Origin of the sequence: Amycolatopsis balhimycina FH 1894, from assembly GCF_000384295.1 — a bacterium.
Lineage (GTDB): Bacteria > Actinomycetota > Actinomycetes > Mycobacteriales > Pseudonocardiaceae > Amycolatopsis > Amycolatopsis balhimycina.
Window position 1 is genome coordinate 5,232,480 of record NZ_KB913037.1, and the last position, 15,420, is coordinate 5,247,899.

Consider the following 15,420-nt stretch of genomic DNA (forward strand, 5'->3'; position numbering starts at 1 on the left):
GGGGTGATCCCTAATCGGAATCCGGTGTCCGATTTGCCGTGTTCGCGTCGATGATCGAGACGATCCGCTCCAAGTCGTCGACCGAGCCGAACTCGAGCACGATCCGGCCCTTGCGCCGGCCGAGGTCGACCTTCACGCGGGTGTCGAACCTGTCCGAGAGCCGGTTCGCGAGCTCCTGCAACCCGGGCGCCTGGATCGGTTTGCGCGGCGCCGGCTTCGGCTTGGCCGGCTTCTCGCTCTTCTTGAGCGTGACGGCTTCCTCGGTCGCCCGGACCGACATGCCTTCCGCGATGATGCGGGCGGCGAGCTCTTCCTGGCTTTCGGCGTCCTCCAGCGACAGCAACGCACGCGCGTGCCCGGCGGACAGGACGCCCGCGGCGACCCGCCGCTGCACCGGCAGGGGGAGCTTGAGGAGCCGGATCGTGTTGGTGATGACCGGACGGCTGCGGCCGATCCGGCTCGCCAGCTCCTCGTGGGTGACGGCGAACTCGTCGAGCAGCTGCTGGTACGCCGCCGCCTCTTCGAGGGGGTTCAGCTGGACGCGGTGGATGTTCTCCAGGAGCGCGTCGCGCAGCATCGACTCGTCGGCGGTCTGGCGGACGATCGCCGGGATCGCTTCGAGCTCCGCTTGCTGCGACGCCCGCAGCCGCCGCTCGCCCATGACGAGCTCGTACTCGTCGTTCCCGAGCTCGCGGACCACGATGGGCTGCATGAGCCCGAACTCGCGGATCGAGTGTTCGAGTTCGGCGAGCGCGTCCTCGTCGAAGACCTGGCGCGGCTGCTTCGGGTTCGGCTTGATCGAACCGACGGGGATCTCGCGGTAGACCGCACCGGCGACCTCGCCGCTGTGCTGCTTCGCCTGGCCGTTGGCCGCGAACCAGCCCTTGTCCTCGGCCGCCTTCTTGTCCGCCGCCGTCCCGTCGCCGGGCGCGGGCAGGGGACCACCGCCGGTGGGTCCGGTCGGGATCAGGGCGGCGAGGCCGCGCCCCAGCCCTCCTCGACGCTCGGTCATGTCGAACTGCCCTCCATCTGTGCGCCGCGCTCGGCGATCTCCTTGGCCGCGTCGACGTAGCTCATCGCCCCACGCGAACCGGGATCGTAAGCCAGCACCGTCTGGCCGTATCCGGGTGCCTCGGACACCTTCACGCTGCGGGGGATGACGGTCTTCAGCACGGTGTCGCCGAAGTGGTTCCGCACCTCGTTCGTCACCTGGTCGGCCAGCTTGGTCCGGCCGTCGTACATGGTGAGGAGGATCGTCGAGACGCGGAGTTCGCGGTTGAGGTGCTGCTGCACGAGTTCGATGTTGCTCAGCAGCTGCCCGAGACCTTCGAGGGCGTAGTACTCGCACTGGATCGGGATGAGCACCTCCTGCGCGGCGACCATCGCGTTGACCGTCAGCAGACCGAGCGACGGCGGGCAATCGATGAGGACGTAGTCGACGCCGATCTCGTCGAGGATCTCCGAGGAGATGGCCTCCTTGAGCCGGGACTCGCGGGACGCCATCGAGACGAGCTCGATCTCGGCGCCGGCGAGGTCGATCGTCGCGGGGACGCAGAAGAGGTTGGGGGACTGCTCGGTCGGCTGGGCCGCCTCCGCGAGCGTCACCTCGCCGATGAGCACCTCGTAGATGGAGGGCGTCCCGGACCGGTGGTCGACGTCGAGCGCGGTGCTCGCGTTGCCCTGCGGGTCGAGGTCGACGACGAGCGTCTTGAGCCCATGGACGGCGAGCGCGGCGGCGAGGTTGACCGTGCTGGTGGTCTTGCCGACGCCGCCCTTCTGGTTGGCGACGGTCATCACGCGACGGCGACCAGGGCGGGGGAGCGTCCTTTCCGGGTGCAGCAGACGCGCGGCGCGGGCGGCTTCTTCGGCGATCGGCGTCCAGCCCACGTCGTGGCTGGTCTCCGTGGAGTCGGACGGCGGGGGATTCACCGGTCTCGACACCTCCTCCATCTAGACGTCTGGTCGGTGGTCGAGTCGCGTCGTTTCACGTGGAACATCGCGACTCGTTAACGCTTCCTGCTCCGCGCCTTCGGCTTGCCCGGCGCCGTCTTCGACGGCAGGCGACGGATCTTCACGACCGTGCTGGGGACCTCGAGCACAGCCGCACCGCACTCGACGATCAGCGGATCGGCACCGCCGGCCTCGCGGATGGCAGCGCCGTCCCGATCGATCTCGTCCGCCGCGCTGGCACCTTTGAGGGCGACCAGGAAGCCGTCGGGACGGACGAGCGGCAGGCACCAGTCCGCGAGCTTGGCGAGCGGGGCGACCGCGCGAGCGGTGACGATGTCGGCGCCACCGAGCTGCTCACGCACAGGCCGCTCCTCCGCGCGTCCACGGACGATGGTAATCGGGAGTTCCAGCTTCTCGGCGACCTCGGCCAGCCAGTCCACCCGGCGGGCCATCGGTTCGAGCAGAACGATATCGAGGTCCGGTCGCGCGATCGCCAGCGGTACTCCCGGAAGCCCCGCCCCCGACCCGACGTCGACGACGCGAGCCCCTGGGGGCAGCTGCTCGCCGATCACCGCCGAGTTGAGCACGTGCCGTTCCCACAGCCGCTCGACTTCCCGGGGTCCGATCAGGCCACGCTCGACGCCGTGGCGCTCCAGGAGTTCGACGTACCCGGCCGCTTGGTCGACGTGCTCACCGAACACTCGCTCCGCCGCGGCTCGCACCGCCGCGGCGGCCTGCTCCAAGCTCACTCCGCCTGCTCCTCGTCCGCCGGTTTCACGTGAAACCGCGCTCGCTCGATTGTCCCCGATGTCGAGGCGAAAACGAGCCGACAGACCGCAGATGTGGACAACTCCACTCAGGCGGCCGCCGCTGTGGACGGTTCCACGTGAAACATCACGTGTGTAATTCGCTCGGCCGAGGCCGGGCGTTGCCCAGCCGGATGCCGCTGAAGCCCAGCGAGCTGTCCGCCACCGCGTCGACGAACGGCCACAGGTTCGGCAGCACCCTCAGCTCGATGCCGGCCTCCTCGTGCCACGCCAGCAGATCACCGACCGGCTCCGGCGGTCCGAGCGGAGCCACCGGCTCGGTCGCGACGACAGCATGAGCGTGCGTACCGAAGGGCCGGAACGACGCCGCCGCGAACCGGTAGGCGAACAGCCGCACGGTGCGCATCGCCTCCAGCCAGCCGTACTCGATCGCGTGCACGCGATCGACGCCGGGGCCGAGGAGTGATCGATCCTCGGGGGAGGTCTCCACCGTCGCCCAAGCCATCGCGCGCGGACACTGGCGCGGGAACCAGTAGTCCGGCGCCCGGTCCGCGCCGACCGCCCAGACGTACGCCTCCGGCTGTCGCGCGGTCGCCGCGACGTGTGGCTCGAAGCGGGTGATCGCCGGGTCCTCCGAGAAGTGGAGGACCTCACCGGGCGCGGGACGCATGAGCAACACCTAGCACACAAAGAAGCGGCCCCACCCGAACCAGTCGGGTGGGGCCGCTTCGGCAACCGGGTCTCAGGACTCCGGGAAGATCACCACGCGGCGCTTCGGGTCCTCGCCCTCGCTCTCGCTGGTGACTCCGGAGACCGTCGCCACCGCGTCGTGGACCACCTTGCGCTCGAACGGGCTCATCGGCTGCAGCCGCACCCGCTCGCCGCTCTTCAGGACCGACTCCGCCGTCGAACTGCCGAGCTCGCGCAGCTCCTCACGGCGGTCCGCACGCCAGCCCGCGATGTCCAGCATCAGCCGGCTGCGGGAGCCGGTCTCCTGCTGGACCGCCAGGCGGGTCAGCTCCTGCAGCGCCTCGAGCACCGTGCCGCGCGGGCCGACGAGCTTCTCGAGGTCTTCGCCACCGTCGATGCTCACGATCGCGCGGCCGGCTTCCACGTCCAGGTCGATGTCACCGTCGTAGTCGAGCAGATCGAGCAGGCGCTCGAGGTAGTCGCCGGCGATGTCACCCTCTTGCACGAGGATGTCGTCGCCACCGCCCGCCTTCTGTTCGCCCGCCTCGTCGGCGGCCGGCTCCGGGGTCACGTCGTCCTGATCGGCTTCGATCGTGTCGATCGTCTCCGACATCATTCGTCTCCTCTCCGAACCGGTCGCGCTCAGCGGCGCTTCCGGCCCGACTTCCTGGTCGAGTCTTTGAGAAGGCCCGGCACGCCGGTGCCGTTGTCCTTCGAGCCGTTCTGGCTGCCTGCGTCGGCCGAGGCCGGTTCCGCCGCGGTCGCGCCGTCCGCCTTGGCGGCGGCGGCTGCTGCGGCCGCCTCCGCCGGCGTGGTCTGCGCGAAGCCGTGGGCCGAGCCCGCCTTCGTGACCTTCTTCTGGGAGCCGGTCTGGGCGGGCTGGTTCTTCTTCTGCTGGACCGGCTTCTGACCGACCTTCGGCGCGGTCGGCTTCTGGCCCGGCTTCGGCCCGAGCGTCGCGCGCTTCTCGGCGGCCTCCGCCTTGCGGGCCGCCTCTTCCTTGTCGATCTTCGTGTAGACGAGCCGCTGCTGCATCAGGGTCCAGCCGTTGTTCGCCAGCCAGTAGAAGAGGAGGCCGAGCGGGAACAGCGCACCGAAGACGAGCACACCGAGCGGGAAGATGTACATCGTCAGCTTGTTCATGATCGCGGTCTGCGGGGTGGCCGACGCGGCGTTCTGGCGGGCCACCGAGTGCCGCGCGGTGAGGTGCGTGGCGATCGACGCGACGATCATCAGGGGCAGCGCGACCGGGAGGACGCCCCACTGGAAGCCGACGTTCGTGGCTCCACCGCTGACGACGCCGACGCCGTTGTAGACGGCCTCGCCGAGGTTGACCCCGAACAGCTTCGCGTTGACGTAGGACTGGACGTCGTGCTGGGTGAAGAAGTAGTTCTCGGTCTTCGGCCCGCCACCGGGCGGCGGCATCGTGAACGCGCGGAGCACGTGGTTCAGGCCGATGAAGACCGGGATCTGAAGCAGCATCGGCAGGCAGCTGCCCAGCGGGTTGACGCCGTGCTCCTTCTGGAGCTTCTGCATCTCCGCGGCTTGGCGCTGCCGGTCGCTCGCGTACTTCTTCTGGATCTTCTTCATTTCCGGCGCGAAGTCCTGCATCTTCTTCATCGACCGGACCTGGTTCACGAACGGCTTGAACATGATGCCGCGCACGGTGAACGTCAGGAAGATGATGCCGAGGATCCACGCGATCGCCGAGGCTTCCCCGAAGACCAGGCCGAAGACCTTGTGCCAACACCAGAGGATGAAGGACACGGGGTAGTAGATGAAATCGAGCACTGCTGCTACTCCTCGATCGGTGTTTCAGGTCTGCGGTGACGCCACGAGAACGGCTCGGGCACAGGGTCGCGGCCGGGCGGCGTCCAGGGGCCGCAACGCAGCAGCCGGCGCAGCGCGAGGTAGGAGCCGCGGCCGGCACCGTGCCGGGTGAGGGCTTCGACTGCGTACGCGCTGCAGCTCGGGTAGAACCGGCAAGCCGGCGGCAGGAAGGGCGAGATCGCCTTGCGGTAGAGCTTGATGGGGAGCAGCAGCACCCAGGCGACCGGTCCGGGCCTCGGTTCGACGACGTCGTCGAAGTCGTGCCCGGAGTGGCCGTGCTCGGAGTGGTCGTGGGCTGAGTCGTGCTCGGGGTTGGCTCGCATGCCGGTCACACCGCTGATCCGTGGTCGGGGGCCGCGTCCGCGGGACGCGTCGGGCGGAGGACATCCCCGGCCGGACGGTGCGACGACAGAAGCCCCAGCCGACGCAACGCGGCGTCGAGATCGGATCCCAGCTCGGCGCTGGACGCGGTCGACGACGGTGGCAATGCCCGTACGACCAACGAAGTGCCGGCGGGCAGTGTTCCGAGTCTGGCCGAAACGAGATGACGCAACCGGCGGGTGACTCGGTGGCGGACCACCGAGTTCCCGACGGCCTTGCTCACCACAAAACCCGCCCTGGCCGCCGACGGTGGATCGGCGGCCATGGACGGGTCCGTGGTGAGCGCGTGGACGACGAGGCGGCGCCTGCCTGCCCTGGAGCCGCGACGGAGAACCACGCGGAAATCCTCACTCCGCCGCAGACGTGCGGCAGCCGGCAGCACGGCGCGCCTCGATCGGGGCGATCAGGCGGACAGCGCGCCGCGGCCCTTGCGACGGCGGGCCGCCAGGATGGCCCGGCCGGCGCGGGTCCGCATGCGCAAGCGGAACCCGTGGGTCTTCGCGCGGCGGCGGTTGTTCGGCTGGAAGGTGCGCTTACCCTTGCTCACTGCTTCTCCTGTGTCTCGCGGTGTCGTGTCCCCGCCCGGCCCGGGAAGAATTCCTTCCCCGCCTGGCGTGTCGTGCGGGCGCACGGCAGTCTCTGGTGTCTCCTACCAACGTGTGGCCTCGTCACGACGAGCGACGACAACGTGGGCACGCGAAACGCACCCGTCGCATACGGGAGACCTTACGAGGGTACGCACCCCCGTCGGGCGGCCGGTAAGCACCCCCTCGGCCACCGTACGCGACGGGCGAGCGGGCCCGCGATCGTCGACGCCGCGGCACCGAATGGCAACGCGGCGTACACCGTGAAATGCTTGCGGCCCAGGATGCCTTGTGGCCGCGAGCAGGGCTTGTTAGCGTGCCTCTCTCGGGTCACCGGTCGAGGTGCACGAGTATCCGGGTGGTGGAGTGCCCACCGGCGTACGACGAGCCCGCAGGTGGCGGCACCGCGGGTCGCCGTACATTAGTGCACAGCTGTGGACAACTATGTGGATATTCGCTGTGCCGGTGCGCGGACAGGCTCCCTGTGATCGCCGGGTGGAGTGACCAGGGCGTTCCGGGAGCGGATCGGCCGTCCACGCCGACGAGGGGAGGGGAGCCAGACAGGTGTCGGAACACCAGCACAATCTGGGCGTCATCTGGGAACAGGTGGTACGCGAACTGTCCGACGGGACCCTGTCCCCCCAGCAGCGCGCCTGGATGCGCGTGACCCGGCCCATCGGCCTGCTCGACGGCACGGCGCTGCTGGCGGCGCCCAGCGATTTCGCCAAGGAAGCGATCGAACGCGGGCTGCGCGGCGCGATCACCGACGCGCTCTCCCGGCGGCTCGGCCGCGTCATCTCCCTCGCGGTGAAGGTCGACAACACCGAAGCGGTCGCCCCGGCTCCCGCACCCCGCTACGCGCCGTCACCCGGCCGAGTGGAAAACGGCGCGAGCCTCGAAGCCGCGCCGCCCCTGCCGAACAACGGCAACCCGATGTTGCCACCGCCGCGCCCGGCCGAACCCGCGCCGCCGATGCCGCCACGACTGGCGCACGAACTCTCACACAATCTGCCGCACAACCAAGCCGGGCCGAAGCCGGACGACGGCGACGACACCGATGAAGAGGTGGACGAAGAAGGCGAAGCGCTCGCCGCGGTCCACGAGATCTGGCCGACGTTCTCCGGCCAGCCGATCGCCGGCCAGCCGTACACCGCACCGGCGCAGCCGCAGACGTCGAAGACGAAGCTGAACGAGAAGTACACCTTCGACACGTTCGTCATCGGCGCGTCCAACCGCTTCGCGCACGCGGCCGCGGTCGCCGTCGCCGAAGCGCCGGCCCGTGCGTACAACCCCCTCTTCATCTGGGGTGAGTCCGGGCTCGGCAAGACGCACCTGCTGCACGCGGTCGGCCACTACGCGCAACGGCTCTTCCCGGGCATGCGCGTCCGGTACGTCTCGACCGAAGAGTTCACTAACGACTTCATCAACTCGCTGCGCGACGACCGCAAGGTCGCCTTCCAGCGGCGCTACCGCGACATAGACATCCTGCTCGTCGACGACATCCAGTTCCTGGAAGGCAAAGAAGGTACGCAGGAAGAGTTCTTCCACACCTTCAACACCCTCCACAACGCGAACAAGCAGATCGTCGTCAGCTCCGACCGGCCGCCCAAGCGCCTCGAAACGCTGGAGGACCGGCTGCGGACGCGGTTCGAGTGGGGCCTGATCACCGACATCCAGCCGCCCGAACTGGAGACGCGCATCGCGATCCTCCGGAAGAAGGCGGCGCAGGATCGGCTCGCCGTGCCGGGTGACGTCCTGGAGTTCATCGCCTCGCGGGTCGAGGCGAACATCCGGGAGCTGGAAGGCGCACTGATCCGGGTCACCGCGTTCGCGTCCCTGAACCAGCAGCCGGTCGACAGCGCGCTCGCCGAGATCGTGCTGCGCGACCTCATCCCCGACTCCCACGCCCCGGAGATCACCGCGCCGACCATCATGGGCGTCATCTCCGAGTTCTTCGACGTCACGCTCGACGACCTGTGCGGTCCCGGCAAGACGAAGGCGCTCGCCACGGCCCGCCAGATCGCGATGTACCTCTGCCGCGAGCTGACCGACATGTCGCTGCCGAAGATCGGGCAGACGTTCGGCGGCCGCGACCACACGACCGTCATGCACGCGGACAAGAAGATCCGCAAGGAGATGGCCGAGCGCCGGCGGATCTACGACCAGGTGCAGGAGCTGACGTCGCGCATCAAGCAGCGCGCCCGCCAGTAGCACATCCCTTATCCCGCAACGACTTCGGGGCGTCCGCTCACTGTGGACGCCCCTTCGTCGTCTTCGAGTGAAGTCTTTTATGGACACAGTCGTCTTTGGAGTGTCTGAAGCGCGCGTACGCCCGCTTCGCAAAGTCGCGAAAATTGTTTGTACACAAGGAAGTTTCCCCATGGTGTGGGCAGATTGCCCACAGTGCCAACGGATCTCCCACCAGCGACGACACCGGATCAGTCCACACCCCGCCCACAGGCCGTCCACAGGAAATCCACACCGTTGTCCACGCGGATTCCCCAGGTTGCCCACAAGCTGTACACAGGACGGCCCGGTCACTCGGAAGGGCGATTCGGACCCCGCCGTGCACCCCCAGACCCTGGGTACAGATCGCCTCACACCTGGGGACAACTGTGGGGACAACTGGGGATGACTGTGGACGAAACGGGGGATGGCCGAAACCATCCACGGACGCCCCGAGTTGCCCACAGGTTCACCACCATGGTTCTCCACATGCCCGCGAGCCGTCCGACCTGCGCAAACGAGCTCAATCCACACAATCCACAACGCTTACTACTGTTACTGCCTTTAGATCTCTTCTAAGAGAGAACAAAACAAAAACAGGCGATCGACGAAGTTGGGGACAGCCGCGAGATTGAGTCGTCATGTCGACAAAGTCAACGGGAGGCCGAGGTGACGTCGGCGCCCGCGACGGCCTAACGTGGATGCCTGCACCTGGTCCGCGCTCCGGCCGCTCAAGCGGAGGGCGGACCGGCCGGAGGGGGCAGCCGGTCACTGTCCCGCGAGAACGAGGCCTGGCCCGAGCCCGTAGTGGGCTCGATCGTCGAAAGGATGCGCGCATGAAGATCCGCGTCGAGCGTGACGGGCTCGCCGACGCCGTCGCGTGGGTGGCCAGAAGCCTCCCCTCCCGGCCTCCGGTGCCGGTGCTGGGCGGTGTCCTCCTCGACGCCGGTTCGGACGGCGACACCGACGCGCTGACGGTCTCGGGCTTCGACTACGAGGTTTCCGCCACGGTCGGGGTCCCGGCGACGATCGCCGACGGCGGCCGCCTGCTGGTCTCCGGGCGTCTCCTGGCCGACATCACCAAGGCGCTGCCCGCACAGCCGGTCGAGATCTCCGTCGACGGCGCGCGCGCCACCATCACGTGCGGCACCGCGCGGTTCTCCCTGCCGACCATGCCGGTCGAGGACTACCCGCAGCTGCCGTCCCAGCCCGCCTTCGCCGGGGAGCTCGCCGGCGACGCTTTCGGCCAGGCCGTCACCCAGGTCGTCGTCGCCTCGGGCAAGGACGACACGCTGCCGATGCTGACCGGCATGCGGCTCGAGATCTCCGGCAGCTCGCTGACCCTCGTCGCGACCGACCGGTTCCGGCTCGCCATGCGCGAGTTCACCTGGCAGCCCGCCGAGGGGCTGGCCGACGCCGCGGTGCTCGTCCCGGCGCGCACCCTCGCCGAAGCGGCCAAGACGCTCGGGGCGAGCGGCGCCACGATCCGCCTCGCCCTCGCCAGCGGCGAAGGCCTGCTCGGCCTGTCCGGTTCCGGGCGCTACACGACGACCCGGCTGCTCGACGCGGAATTCCCGCCGTACCGCCAGCTGCTGCCCGCGTCGCACACCTCACGCGCGGTCATCGGCGTGTCCACGCTCACCGAGGCCATCAAGCGCGTTTCACTGGTGGCGGAGCGGGGGACTCAGGTACGACTGGAGTTCGGGGACAACTCGCTGCGGTTGTCCGCGGGCGGCGACGACGAGGGAAGCGCCGAAGAGGAGCTTCAGGTCGAGTACGAAGGTGAGCCGGTGACGATCGCGTTCAACCCGGGTTACCTCGTCGACGGCCTCGGCGCGCTCCACAGCGACCGGGCGGAGCTGACGTTCACCACGCCGAACCGGCCCGCGCTGATCAAGCCCGCCGACCCCGAGGGCAACGTCGTCCCCGGTTACCTCTACCTCCTGATGCCGGTCCGCCTGCCGGGCTGACCCGCAATTCTCGTTAGCACGTAAGGGGATCTCATGGTTCAGCTCGGTCTGATCGGCCTGGGCAAGATGGGCTTCAACATGCGTGAGCGGCTGCGTGCGGCCGGTCACGAAGTGGTCGGCTACGACCGCAACCCGGACGTCAGCGACACGACGTCGCTCGAAGACCTGGTGTCCAAACTGGACGCCCCGCGGATCGTCTGGATCATGGTCCCGGCCGGCGACCCGACTCGCCAGACCGTCACCGAGCTGAGCAACCTGCTCGCCGAGGGCGACATGGTGATCGACGGCGGCAACTCGAAGTACACCGACGACAGGCTGAACGCCGACCTGCTCGCCGCGAAGAACATCGGCTACGTCGACTGCGGCGTGTCCGGTGGCGTGTGGGGCAAGGAGAACGGCTACGGCCTGATGGTCGGCGGCACCGCGGCCGACGTCGAGAAGGCCATGCCGATCTTCGACGCGCTGCGCCCGGAAGGCCCGCGCGAGGAAGGCTTCTCGCACGCGGGCGAGGTCGGCGCGGGTCACTACGCGAAGATGATCCACAACGGCATCGAGTACGGCATGATGCAGGCCTTCGCGGAGGGCTTCGAACTCCTCGAGGCGGCCAAGGTCGTCAAGGACGTGCCCGCGGTGATCAAGGGCTGGCAGCGCGGCACGGTCGTCCGGTCCTGGCTGCTCGACCTGCTCGTGCGCGCGCTTGACGAGGACCCGGAGCTGGACGACCTCGAAGGCTACGTCGAGGACTCGGGCGAAGGCCGTTGGACGCTGGAAGAGGCGATCAACAACGCGGTGCCGGCGCCGGTCATCTCGGCCGCGCTGTTCGCGCGGTTCGCCTCGCGGCAGGAACACTCGGCCGCGATGCGCGCGGTCGCCGCGCTGCGCAACCAGTTCGGCGGGCACGCGGTGAAGAAGGCCGGCGGGTAAGGAGTACTGGTGTATCTGCGGCATCTGCAGGTCACCGACTTCCGCTCCTGGCCACAGGCCGATCTCGCCCTCGAACCCGGGCCGACCGTGCTGGTCGGCCAGAACGGTCGCGGCAAGACCAACCTGCTCGAAGCGATCGGGTACGTCGCGACGCTGGGCTCGCACCGCGTCGCGACGGACGCGCCGTTGATCCGGCACGGCTGCGAGCGCGCGCTGGTCCGGGTCGCGGTGATCAACGACGACCGCGAGCTGACCGTCGAGCTGGAGATCACCGCCGGCCGGGCGAACCGCGCGCGGGTCAACCGCGGTGCGGTCGGCCGTCCGCGTGACGTGCTCGGGATCCTGCGCACGGTGCTGTTCTCCCCGGAGGACCTGGCGCTGGTGCGCGGTGACCCGGGAGAGCGGCGCCGGTTCCTCGACGAGCTGCTGGTGCTGCGCGCGCCGCGGTACGCCGGGGTCCGGGCGGACTACGAGAAGGTGCTGAAGCAGCGGAACGCCCTGCTCAAAACGGCAGGAAAGCGACGTACGGGTCGCGAAGACCCGTACGCGCTGTCGACGCTCGAGGTCTGGGACGACCACCTCGCGGTGGCGGGTGCGGAGCTGCTGGCCGCGCGCCTGAACCTCGTCGCGGACCTCGAGCCGTACTCGGCTTCGGCGTACATGGGGGTCGCGCCCGACTCGCGGCCGGCGAAGATCTCCTACCGGTCGTCACTGGGTGGGGCCCTGCCCGACACGTACGGCGTACCGGATGGTGAACGCGCGCAACCCGAGGTCCTCAAGGACGTCTTACTCAAGGCGCTCGGAGAAGCCCGGAAGGCCGAGCTCGAGCGTGGGATCAGCTTGGTCGGCCCGCACCGGGACGAGCTGGAGCTGATCCTGGGCGAGGCGCCGGCCAAGGGCTACGCGAGTCACGGCGAGTCGTGGTCGTTCGCGCTCGCCCTCCGGCTCGGCAGCTACGAGCTGCTGCGCGCGGAGGCGGGCGAGCCGGTGCTGCTGCTCGACGACGTGTTCGCCGAGCTGGACCGCAAGCGCCGGGCCCGGCTGGCCGAGGTGGCCGCGAGTGCCGAACAGGTGCTGGTGACCGCCGCGGTCGACGAAGACGTGCCCAGTGAGCTGGCCGGGCGCCGGTTCGTGGTGGCGGATGGTGAGATTTCGGGTGGCTGAGCAGCGCGAACAAGGGGCGGCAAGATCGAGTCGAGCACCCGGTGTGATCGCCGACACAGCAGTTACCCACCGATCTGGGGACAAACCTGTGGACAGTGTGGATAAACCCGTGCCCGAGTTATCGCCGCGCGTCACCAAAACGCCGAATCGGCCGCTTGACACCCCCCGCGCGGGGGATAACCCGGACGGGAAGGCCGTGTCGAGCACGCAGAGTGAGAATGGCACTGCTCCGAATGGGCAGGCGTCGACAGGCCGGGACCTCGCGCACGCGGCGCTCGAGGCCGCGAAGGCCAAGGCGAAGGAGCGGGGCACGTCCCCGGGTTACCGGCGTCGCGCCGTCGGTGGCGGGGGGCAGAACCCGCGCCGCCGCCGCTGGTCGGGACCGGGTGCGGACGCGCGCGACCCGCAGCCGCTCGGTCAGCTCGTCTCCCGGCTGATGAGGGACCGCGGCTGGAACGAGAGCGTCACGACTGCCCGTGTCTTCGCGCAGTGGGCGCGCCTGGTCGGCGAAGACGTCGCCGAGCACGCGCAGCCGATCGTGCTCAAGGACGGCGAGCTGACCGTCCGCGCCAGCTCCACGGCGTGGGCCACCCAGCTGCGGCTGCTGCAGGGAAAGCTGCTGCACAAGATCGCGGCGGGGGTCGGGAACGGCGTCGTCAAGCGCATGCGGATCCAGGGCCCGACCGCCCCGAGCTGGCGCAAAGGGCCCCGTCACGTGCCGGGCCGCGGCCCTCGTGACACGTACGGCTGACCCGGCTTGCGTGATGCTCGGTTGAATGCCCCGAGAACGCATTCAGACCTCCCGAGATACGTCAAGACTCGGCTCGAACCGATTTCGTCCGTCTGTGACGCGTTCAGGGGTGTCCTTGCCGCATGTCAGCGGACGCGGCCAAGTACACTGGGAGGGAGCGAGCGTCCGCTCGGGCGAGACGAGGAGAAACAACGCCGGTGACCGAGAACAAGAGCGAGTACAACGCGTCGTCGATCACGGTGCTCGAAGGCCTCGAAGCGGTCCGCAAGCGCCCCGGCATGTACATCGGTTCCACCGGTGAACGCGGGCTGCACCACCTCGTCCAGGAGGTCGTCGACAACTCCGTCGACGAGGCGATGGCCGGGCACGCCACCAAGGTCGAGGTTACTCTCCTCGCCGACGGCGGGGTGCGCGTCGTCGACGACGGCCGCGGCATCCCGGTCGACATGCACCCCAAGGAGAACAAGCCGACCATCGAGGTCGTGCTCACCCAGCTGCACGCGGGCGGCAAGTTCGACAGCGACTCCTACGCGGTGTCCGGCGGCCTGCACGGCGTCGGCATCTCCGTGGTGAACGCGCTCTCGACGAGGCTGCTGGCCGAGGTCAAGTACGGCGGCCGCAGCTGGCGTCAGCTGTACACCGACCAGATCCCGGGACCCCTCGAGGACCTCGGCCCGGCGACCGAGACCGGCACGACGATGACGTTCTGGGCCGACGACAGCATCTTCGAGACCACGACGTACAACTTCGAGACCATCTCGCGCCGGCTGCAGGAGATGGCGTTCCTCAACAAGGGGCTGACGCTGTCCCTGCGCGACGAGCGCGTCGCCGACGAGGAGACCGAAGCCGACGCCGAGGGCAAGGTCGCCCGGGTCAAGGAGAAGGTCTACTGCTACCCGGGTGGGCTCGAGGACTTCGTCAAGCACATCAACGGCAGCAAGGACCCGATCCACCCCAGCGTGATCTCCTTCGACGCGAAGGGCGTCGGCCTCGAGGTCGAGGTCGCGATGCAGTGGAACAACGGGTTCACGCCGTCGGTCTACACGTTCGCCAACACGATCAACACCCACGAGGGCGGCACCCACGAAGAGGGCTTCCGCGCCGCGCTGACCCGCGTCGTCAACACCTACGCGCGCGACAAGAAGCTGCTCAAGGAGAAGGACACCAACCTGACCGGTGACGACGTGCGCGAGGGTCTCGCCGCGATCGTCTCGATCAAGCTGGGCGAGCCGCAGTTCGAGGGCCAGACGAAGACCAAGCTGGGCAACAGCGAGGCCAAGACGTTCGTGCAGCAGCAGTCGAACGAATGGCTGGCCGACTGGTTCGAGCGCAACCCCACCGAGGCGAAGACGATCATCAACAAGTCGATCTCCTCGGCGCAGGCACGGATGGCCGCGCGCAAGGCGCGTGACCTGGTCCGCCGCAAGGGCGCGCTCGACATCGGCGGCCTGCCCGGCAAGCTCAAGGACTGCCGCTCCACCAAGCCGGAGGAGTGCGAGCTCTACATCGTCGAGGGTGACTCGGCCGGCGGCTCGGCCAAGGAGGGCCGGGACTCGATGTACCAGGCGATCCTGCCGATCCGCGGCAAGATCATCAACGTCGAGAAGGCCCGCATCGACCGCGTCCTCAAGAACACCGAGGTCCAGTCGCTGATCACCGCGCTCGGCACCGGCATCCACGACGAGTTCGACCTCCAGAAGCTCCGCTACCACAAGATCGTGCTGATGGCCGACGCCGACGTCGACGGCCAGCACATCACCACGCTGCTGCTCACCCTGCTGTTCCGGTTCATGACGCCGCTGATCGAGCACGGCCACGTCTTCCTCTCGCGGCCACCGCTGTACAAGATCAAGTGGCCGCGGGCGGACCCCGAGTACGCCTACTCCGACCGCGAGCGCGACGCCGTCATCCGCGCGGGTGTCGAAGCAGGCAAGCGGCTCCCGAAGGACGACGCGATCCAGCGCTACAAGGGTCTCGGCGAGATGAACGCCGAAGAGCTGTGGGAGACCACGATGGACCCGGCCAACCGGCTGCTGGGCCGGGTCACCCTGGACGACGCCGCTCAGGCCGACGACCTGTTCTCGGTCCTGATGGGTGAGGACGTCGAGGCACGCCGCTCGTTCATCACGCGCAACGCGAAGGACGTGCGCTTCTTGGACGTGTAGGCGTCCCCCGTTCCTCGC

The 15,420-nt window shown here is 68.8% G+C and carries 15 protein-coding genes; 6 read left to right on the forward strand and 9 right to left on the reverse strand.

What is annotated here, in order from left to right; translation table 11 throughout:
* Nucleotides 1-10 precede the first annotated feature (10 nt).
* From A3CE_RS0123370 to rpmH, 9 genes are all read right to left on the reverse strand, one after another.
* Nucleotides 11-1,012, reverse strand: a complete 1,002-nt coding sequence (locus tag A3CE_RS0123370) for a ParB/RepB/Spo0J family partition protein (RefSeq protein ID WP_020642541.1) — start codon at nucleotides 1,010-1,012, stop codon at nucleotides 11-13.
* Nucleotides 1,009-1,929, reverse strand: coding sequence for a ParA family protein (locus A3CE_RS0123375; RefSeq protein ID WP_020642542.1), 921 nt, complete (start codon nucleotides 1,927-1,929; stop codon nucleotides 1,009-1,011). The genes A3CE_RS0123370 and A3CE_RS0123375 overlap by 4 nt, the downstream gene beginning before the upstream one ends.
* 77 nt (nucleotides 1,930-2,006) lie before the next feature.
* Nucleotides 2,007-2,699 carry a 16S rRNA (guanine(527)-N(7))-methyltransferase RsmG gene (gene rsmG / locus A3CE_RS0123380; RefSeq protein ID WP_020642543.1) on the reverse strand — a complete coding sequence of 231 codons (693 nt, stop codon included), beginning with the start codon at nucleotides 2,697-2,699 and terminating at the stop codon, nucleotides 2,007-2,009.
* A gap of 145 nt (nucleotides 2,700-2,844) precedes the next feature.
* Entirely contained in the window at nucleotides 2,845-3,387 is a 543-nt protein-coding gene (locus A3CE_RS0123385) for a DUF6886 family protein (RefSeq protein WP_020642544.1), read from the reverse strand.
* Between the two features lie 72 nt (nucleotides 3,388-3,459).
* Entirely contained in the window at nucleotides 3,460-4,020 is a 561-nt protein-coding gene (locus A3CE_RS0123390; protein WP_026468784.1) for a Jag family protein, read from the reverse strand.
* Nucleotides 4,021-4,049: 29 nt separating this feature from the next.
* Nucleotides 4,050-5,198, reverse strand: a complete 1,149-nt coding sequence (gene yidC / locus A3CE_RS0123395) for a membrane protein insertase YidC (RefSeq protein ID WP_020642546.1) — start codon at nucleotides 5,196-5,198, stop codon at nucleotides 4,050-4,052.
* A 5-nt stretch (nucleotides 5,199-5,203) separates the two neighbouring features.
* The gene (gene yidD, locus A3CE_RS0123400; protein WP_043792525.1) at nucleotides 5,204-5,560 is read right to left on the reverse strand and encodes a membrane protein insertion efficiency factor YidD; all 357 of its coding nucleotides are present in this window, start codon (nucleotides 5,558-5,560) and stop codon (nucleotides 5,204-5,206) included.
* A gap of 5 nt (nucleotides 5,561-5,565) precedes the next feature.
* Nucleotides 5,566-6,000 carry a ribonuclease P protein component gene (gene rnpA / locus A3CE_RS55325; RefSeq protein WP_084641732.1) on the reverse strand — a complete coding sequence of 145 codons (435 nt, stop codon included), beginning with the start codon at nucleotides 5,998-6,000 and terminating at the stop codon, nucleotides 5,566-5,568.
* Between the two features lie 21 nt (nucleotides 6,001-6,021).
* Nucleotides 6,022-6,165: a 50S ribosomal protein L34 gene (rpmH, locus tag A3CE_RS0123405; protein ID WP_013231070.1), complete on the reverse strand. Its 144-nt coding sequence runs from the start codon at nucleotides 6,163-6,165 to the stop codon at nucleotides 6,022-6,024.
* A gap of 601 nt (nucleotides 6,166-6,766) precedes the next feature.
* On the opposite strand from rpmH, the gene dnaA reads away from it, so the two are divergent.
* The 6 genes from dnaA to gyrB all read left to right on the forward strand — a co-directional run bounded on the left by dnaA (nucleotide 6,767) and on the right by gyrB (nucleotide 15,402).
* Complete coding sequence (gene dnaA, locus A3CE_RS0123410; protein ID WP_020642548.1) at nucleotides 6,767-8,413, forward strand: chromosomal replication initiator protein DnaA; 1,647 nt, start codon at nucleotides 6,767-6,769, stop codon at nucleotides 8,411-8,413.
* Nucleotides 8,414-9,264: 851 nt separating this feature from the next.
* Nucleotides 9,265-10,398 (forward strand): DNA polymerase III subunit beta, encoded by a 1,134-nt coding sequence (gene dnaN / locus A3CE_RS0123415; protein ID WP_020642549.1) that lies wholly within the window; start codon nucleotides 9,265-9,267, stop codon nucleotides 10,396-10,398.
* 33 nt (nucleotides 10,399-10,431) lie between these two features.
* Entirely contained in the window at nucleotides 10,432-11,322 is an 891-nt protein-coding gene (gene gnd, locus A3CE_RS0123420; protein WP_020642550.1) for a phosphogluconate dehydrogenase (NAD(+)-dependent, decarboxylating), read from the forward strand.
* A 9-nt stretch (nucleotides 11,323-11,331) separates the two neighbouring features.
* On the forward strand, nucleotides 11,332-12,486 hold the full coding sequence (gene recF, locus A3CE_RS0123425) for a DNA replication/repair protein RecF (protein ID WP_020642551.1): 1,155 nt from the start codon (nucleotides 11,332-11,334) through the stop codon (nucleotides 12,484-12,486).
* A gap of 196 nt (nucleotides 12,487-12,682) precedes the next feature.
* Nucleotides 12,683-13,237 (forward strand): DciA family protein, encoded by a 555-nt coding sequence (locus tag A3CE_RS0123430; RefSeq protein WP_020642552.1) that lies wholly within the window; start codon nucleotides 12,683-12,685, stop codon nucleotides 13,235-13,237.
* A gap of 197 nt (nucleotides 13,238-13,434) precedes the next feature.
* On the forward strand, nucleotides 13,435-15,402 hold the full coding sequence (gene gyrB / locus A3CE_RS0123435) for a DNA topoisomerase (ATP-hydrolyzing) subunit B (protein ID WP_020642553.1): 1,968 nt from the start codon (nucleotides 13,435-13,437) through the stop codon (nucleotides 15,400-15,402).
* Nucleotides 15,403-15,420 lie beyond the last annotated feature (18 nt).

Bases quoted from the DNA above. Each gene is read 5' to 3' on its own strand.
- A3CE_RS0123370 (WP_020642541.1), bottom strand. From the start codon at position 1,012: ATGACCGAGCGTCGAGGAGGGCTGGGGCGCGGCCTCGCCGCCCTGATC.
- A3CE_RS0123385 (WP_020642544.1), bottom strand. From the start codon at position 3,387: ATGCGTCCCGCGCCCGGTGAGGTCCTCCACTTCTCGGAGGACCCGGCG.
- A3CE_RS0123390 (WP_026468784.1), bottom strand. From the start codon at position 4,020: ATGTCGGAGACGATCGACACGATCGAAGCCGATCAGGACGACGTGACC.
- yidD (WP_043792525.1), bottom strand. From the start codon at position 5,560: ATGCGAGCCAACCCCGAGCACGACTCAGCCCACGACCACTCCGAGCAC.
- dnaN (WP_020642549.1), top strand. From the start codon at position 9,265: ATGAAGATCCGCGTCGAGCGTGACGGGCTCGCCGACGCCGTCGCGTGG.
- gnd (WP_020642550.1), top strand. From the start codon at position 10,432: ATGGTTCAGCTCGGTCTGATCGGCCTGGGCAAGATGGGCTTCAACATG.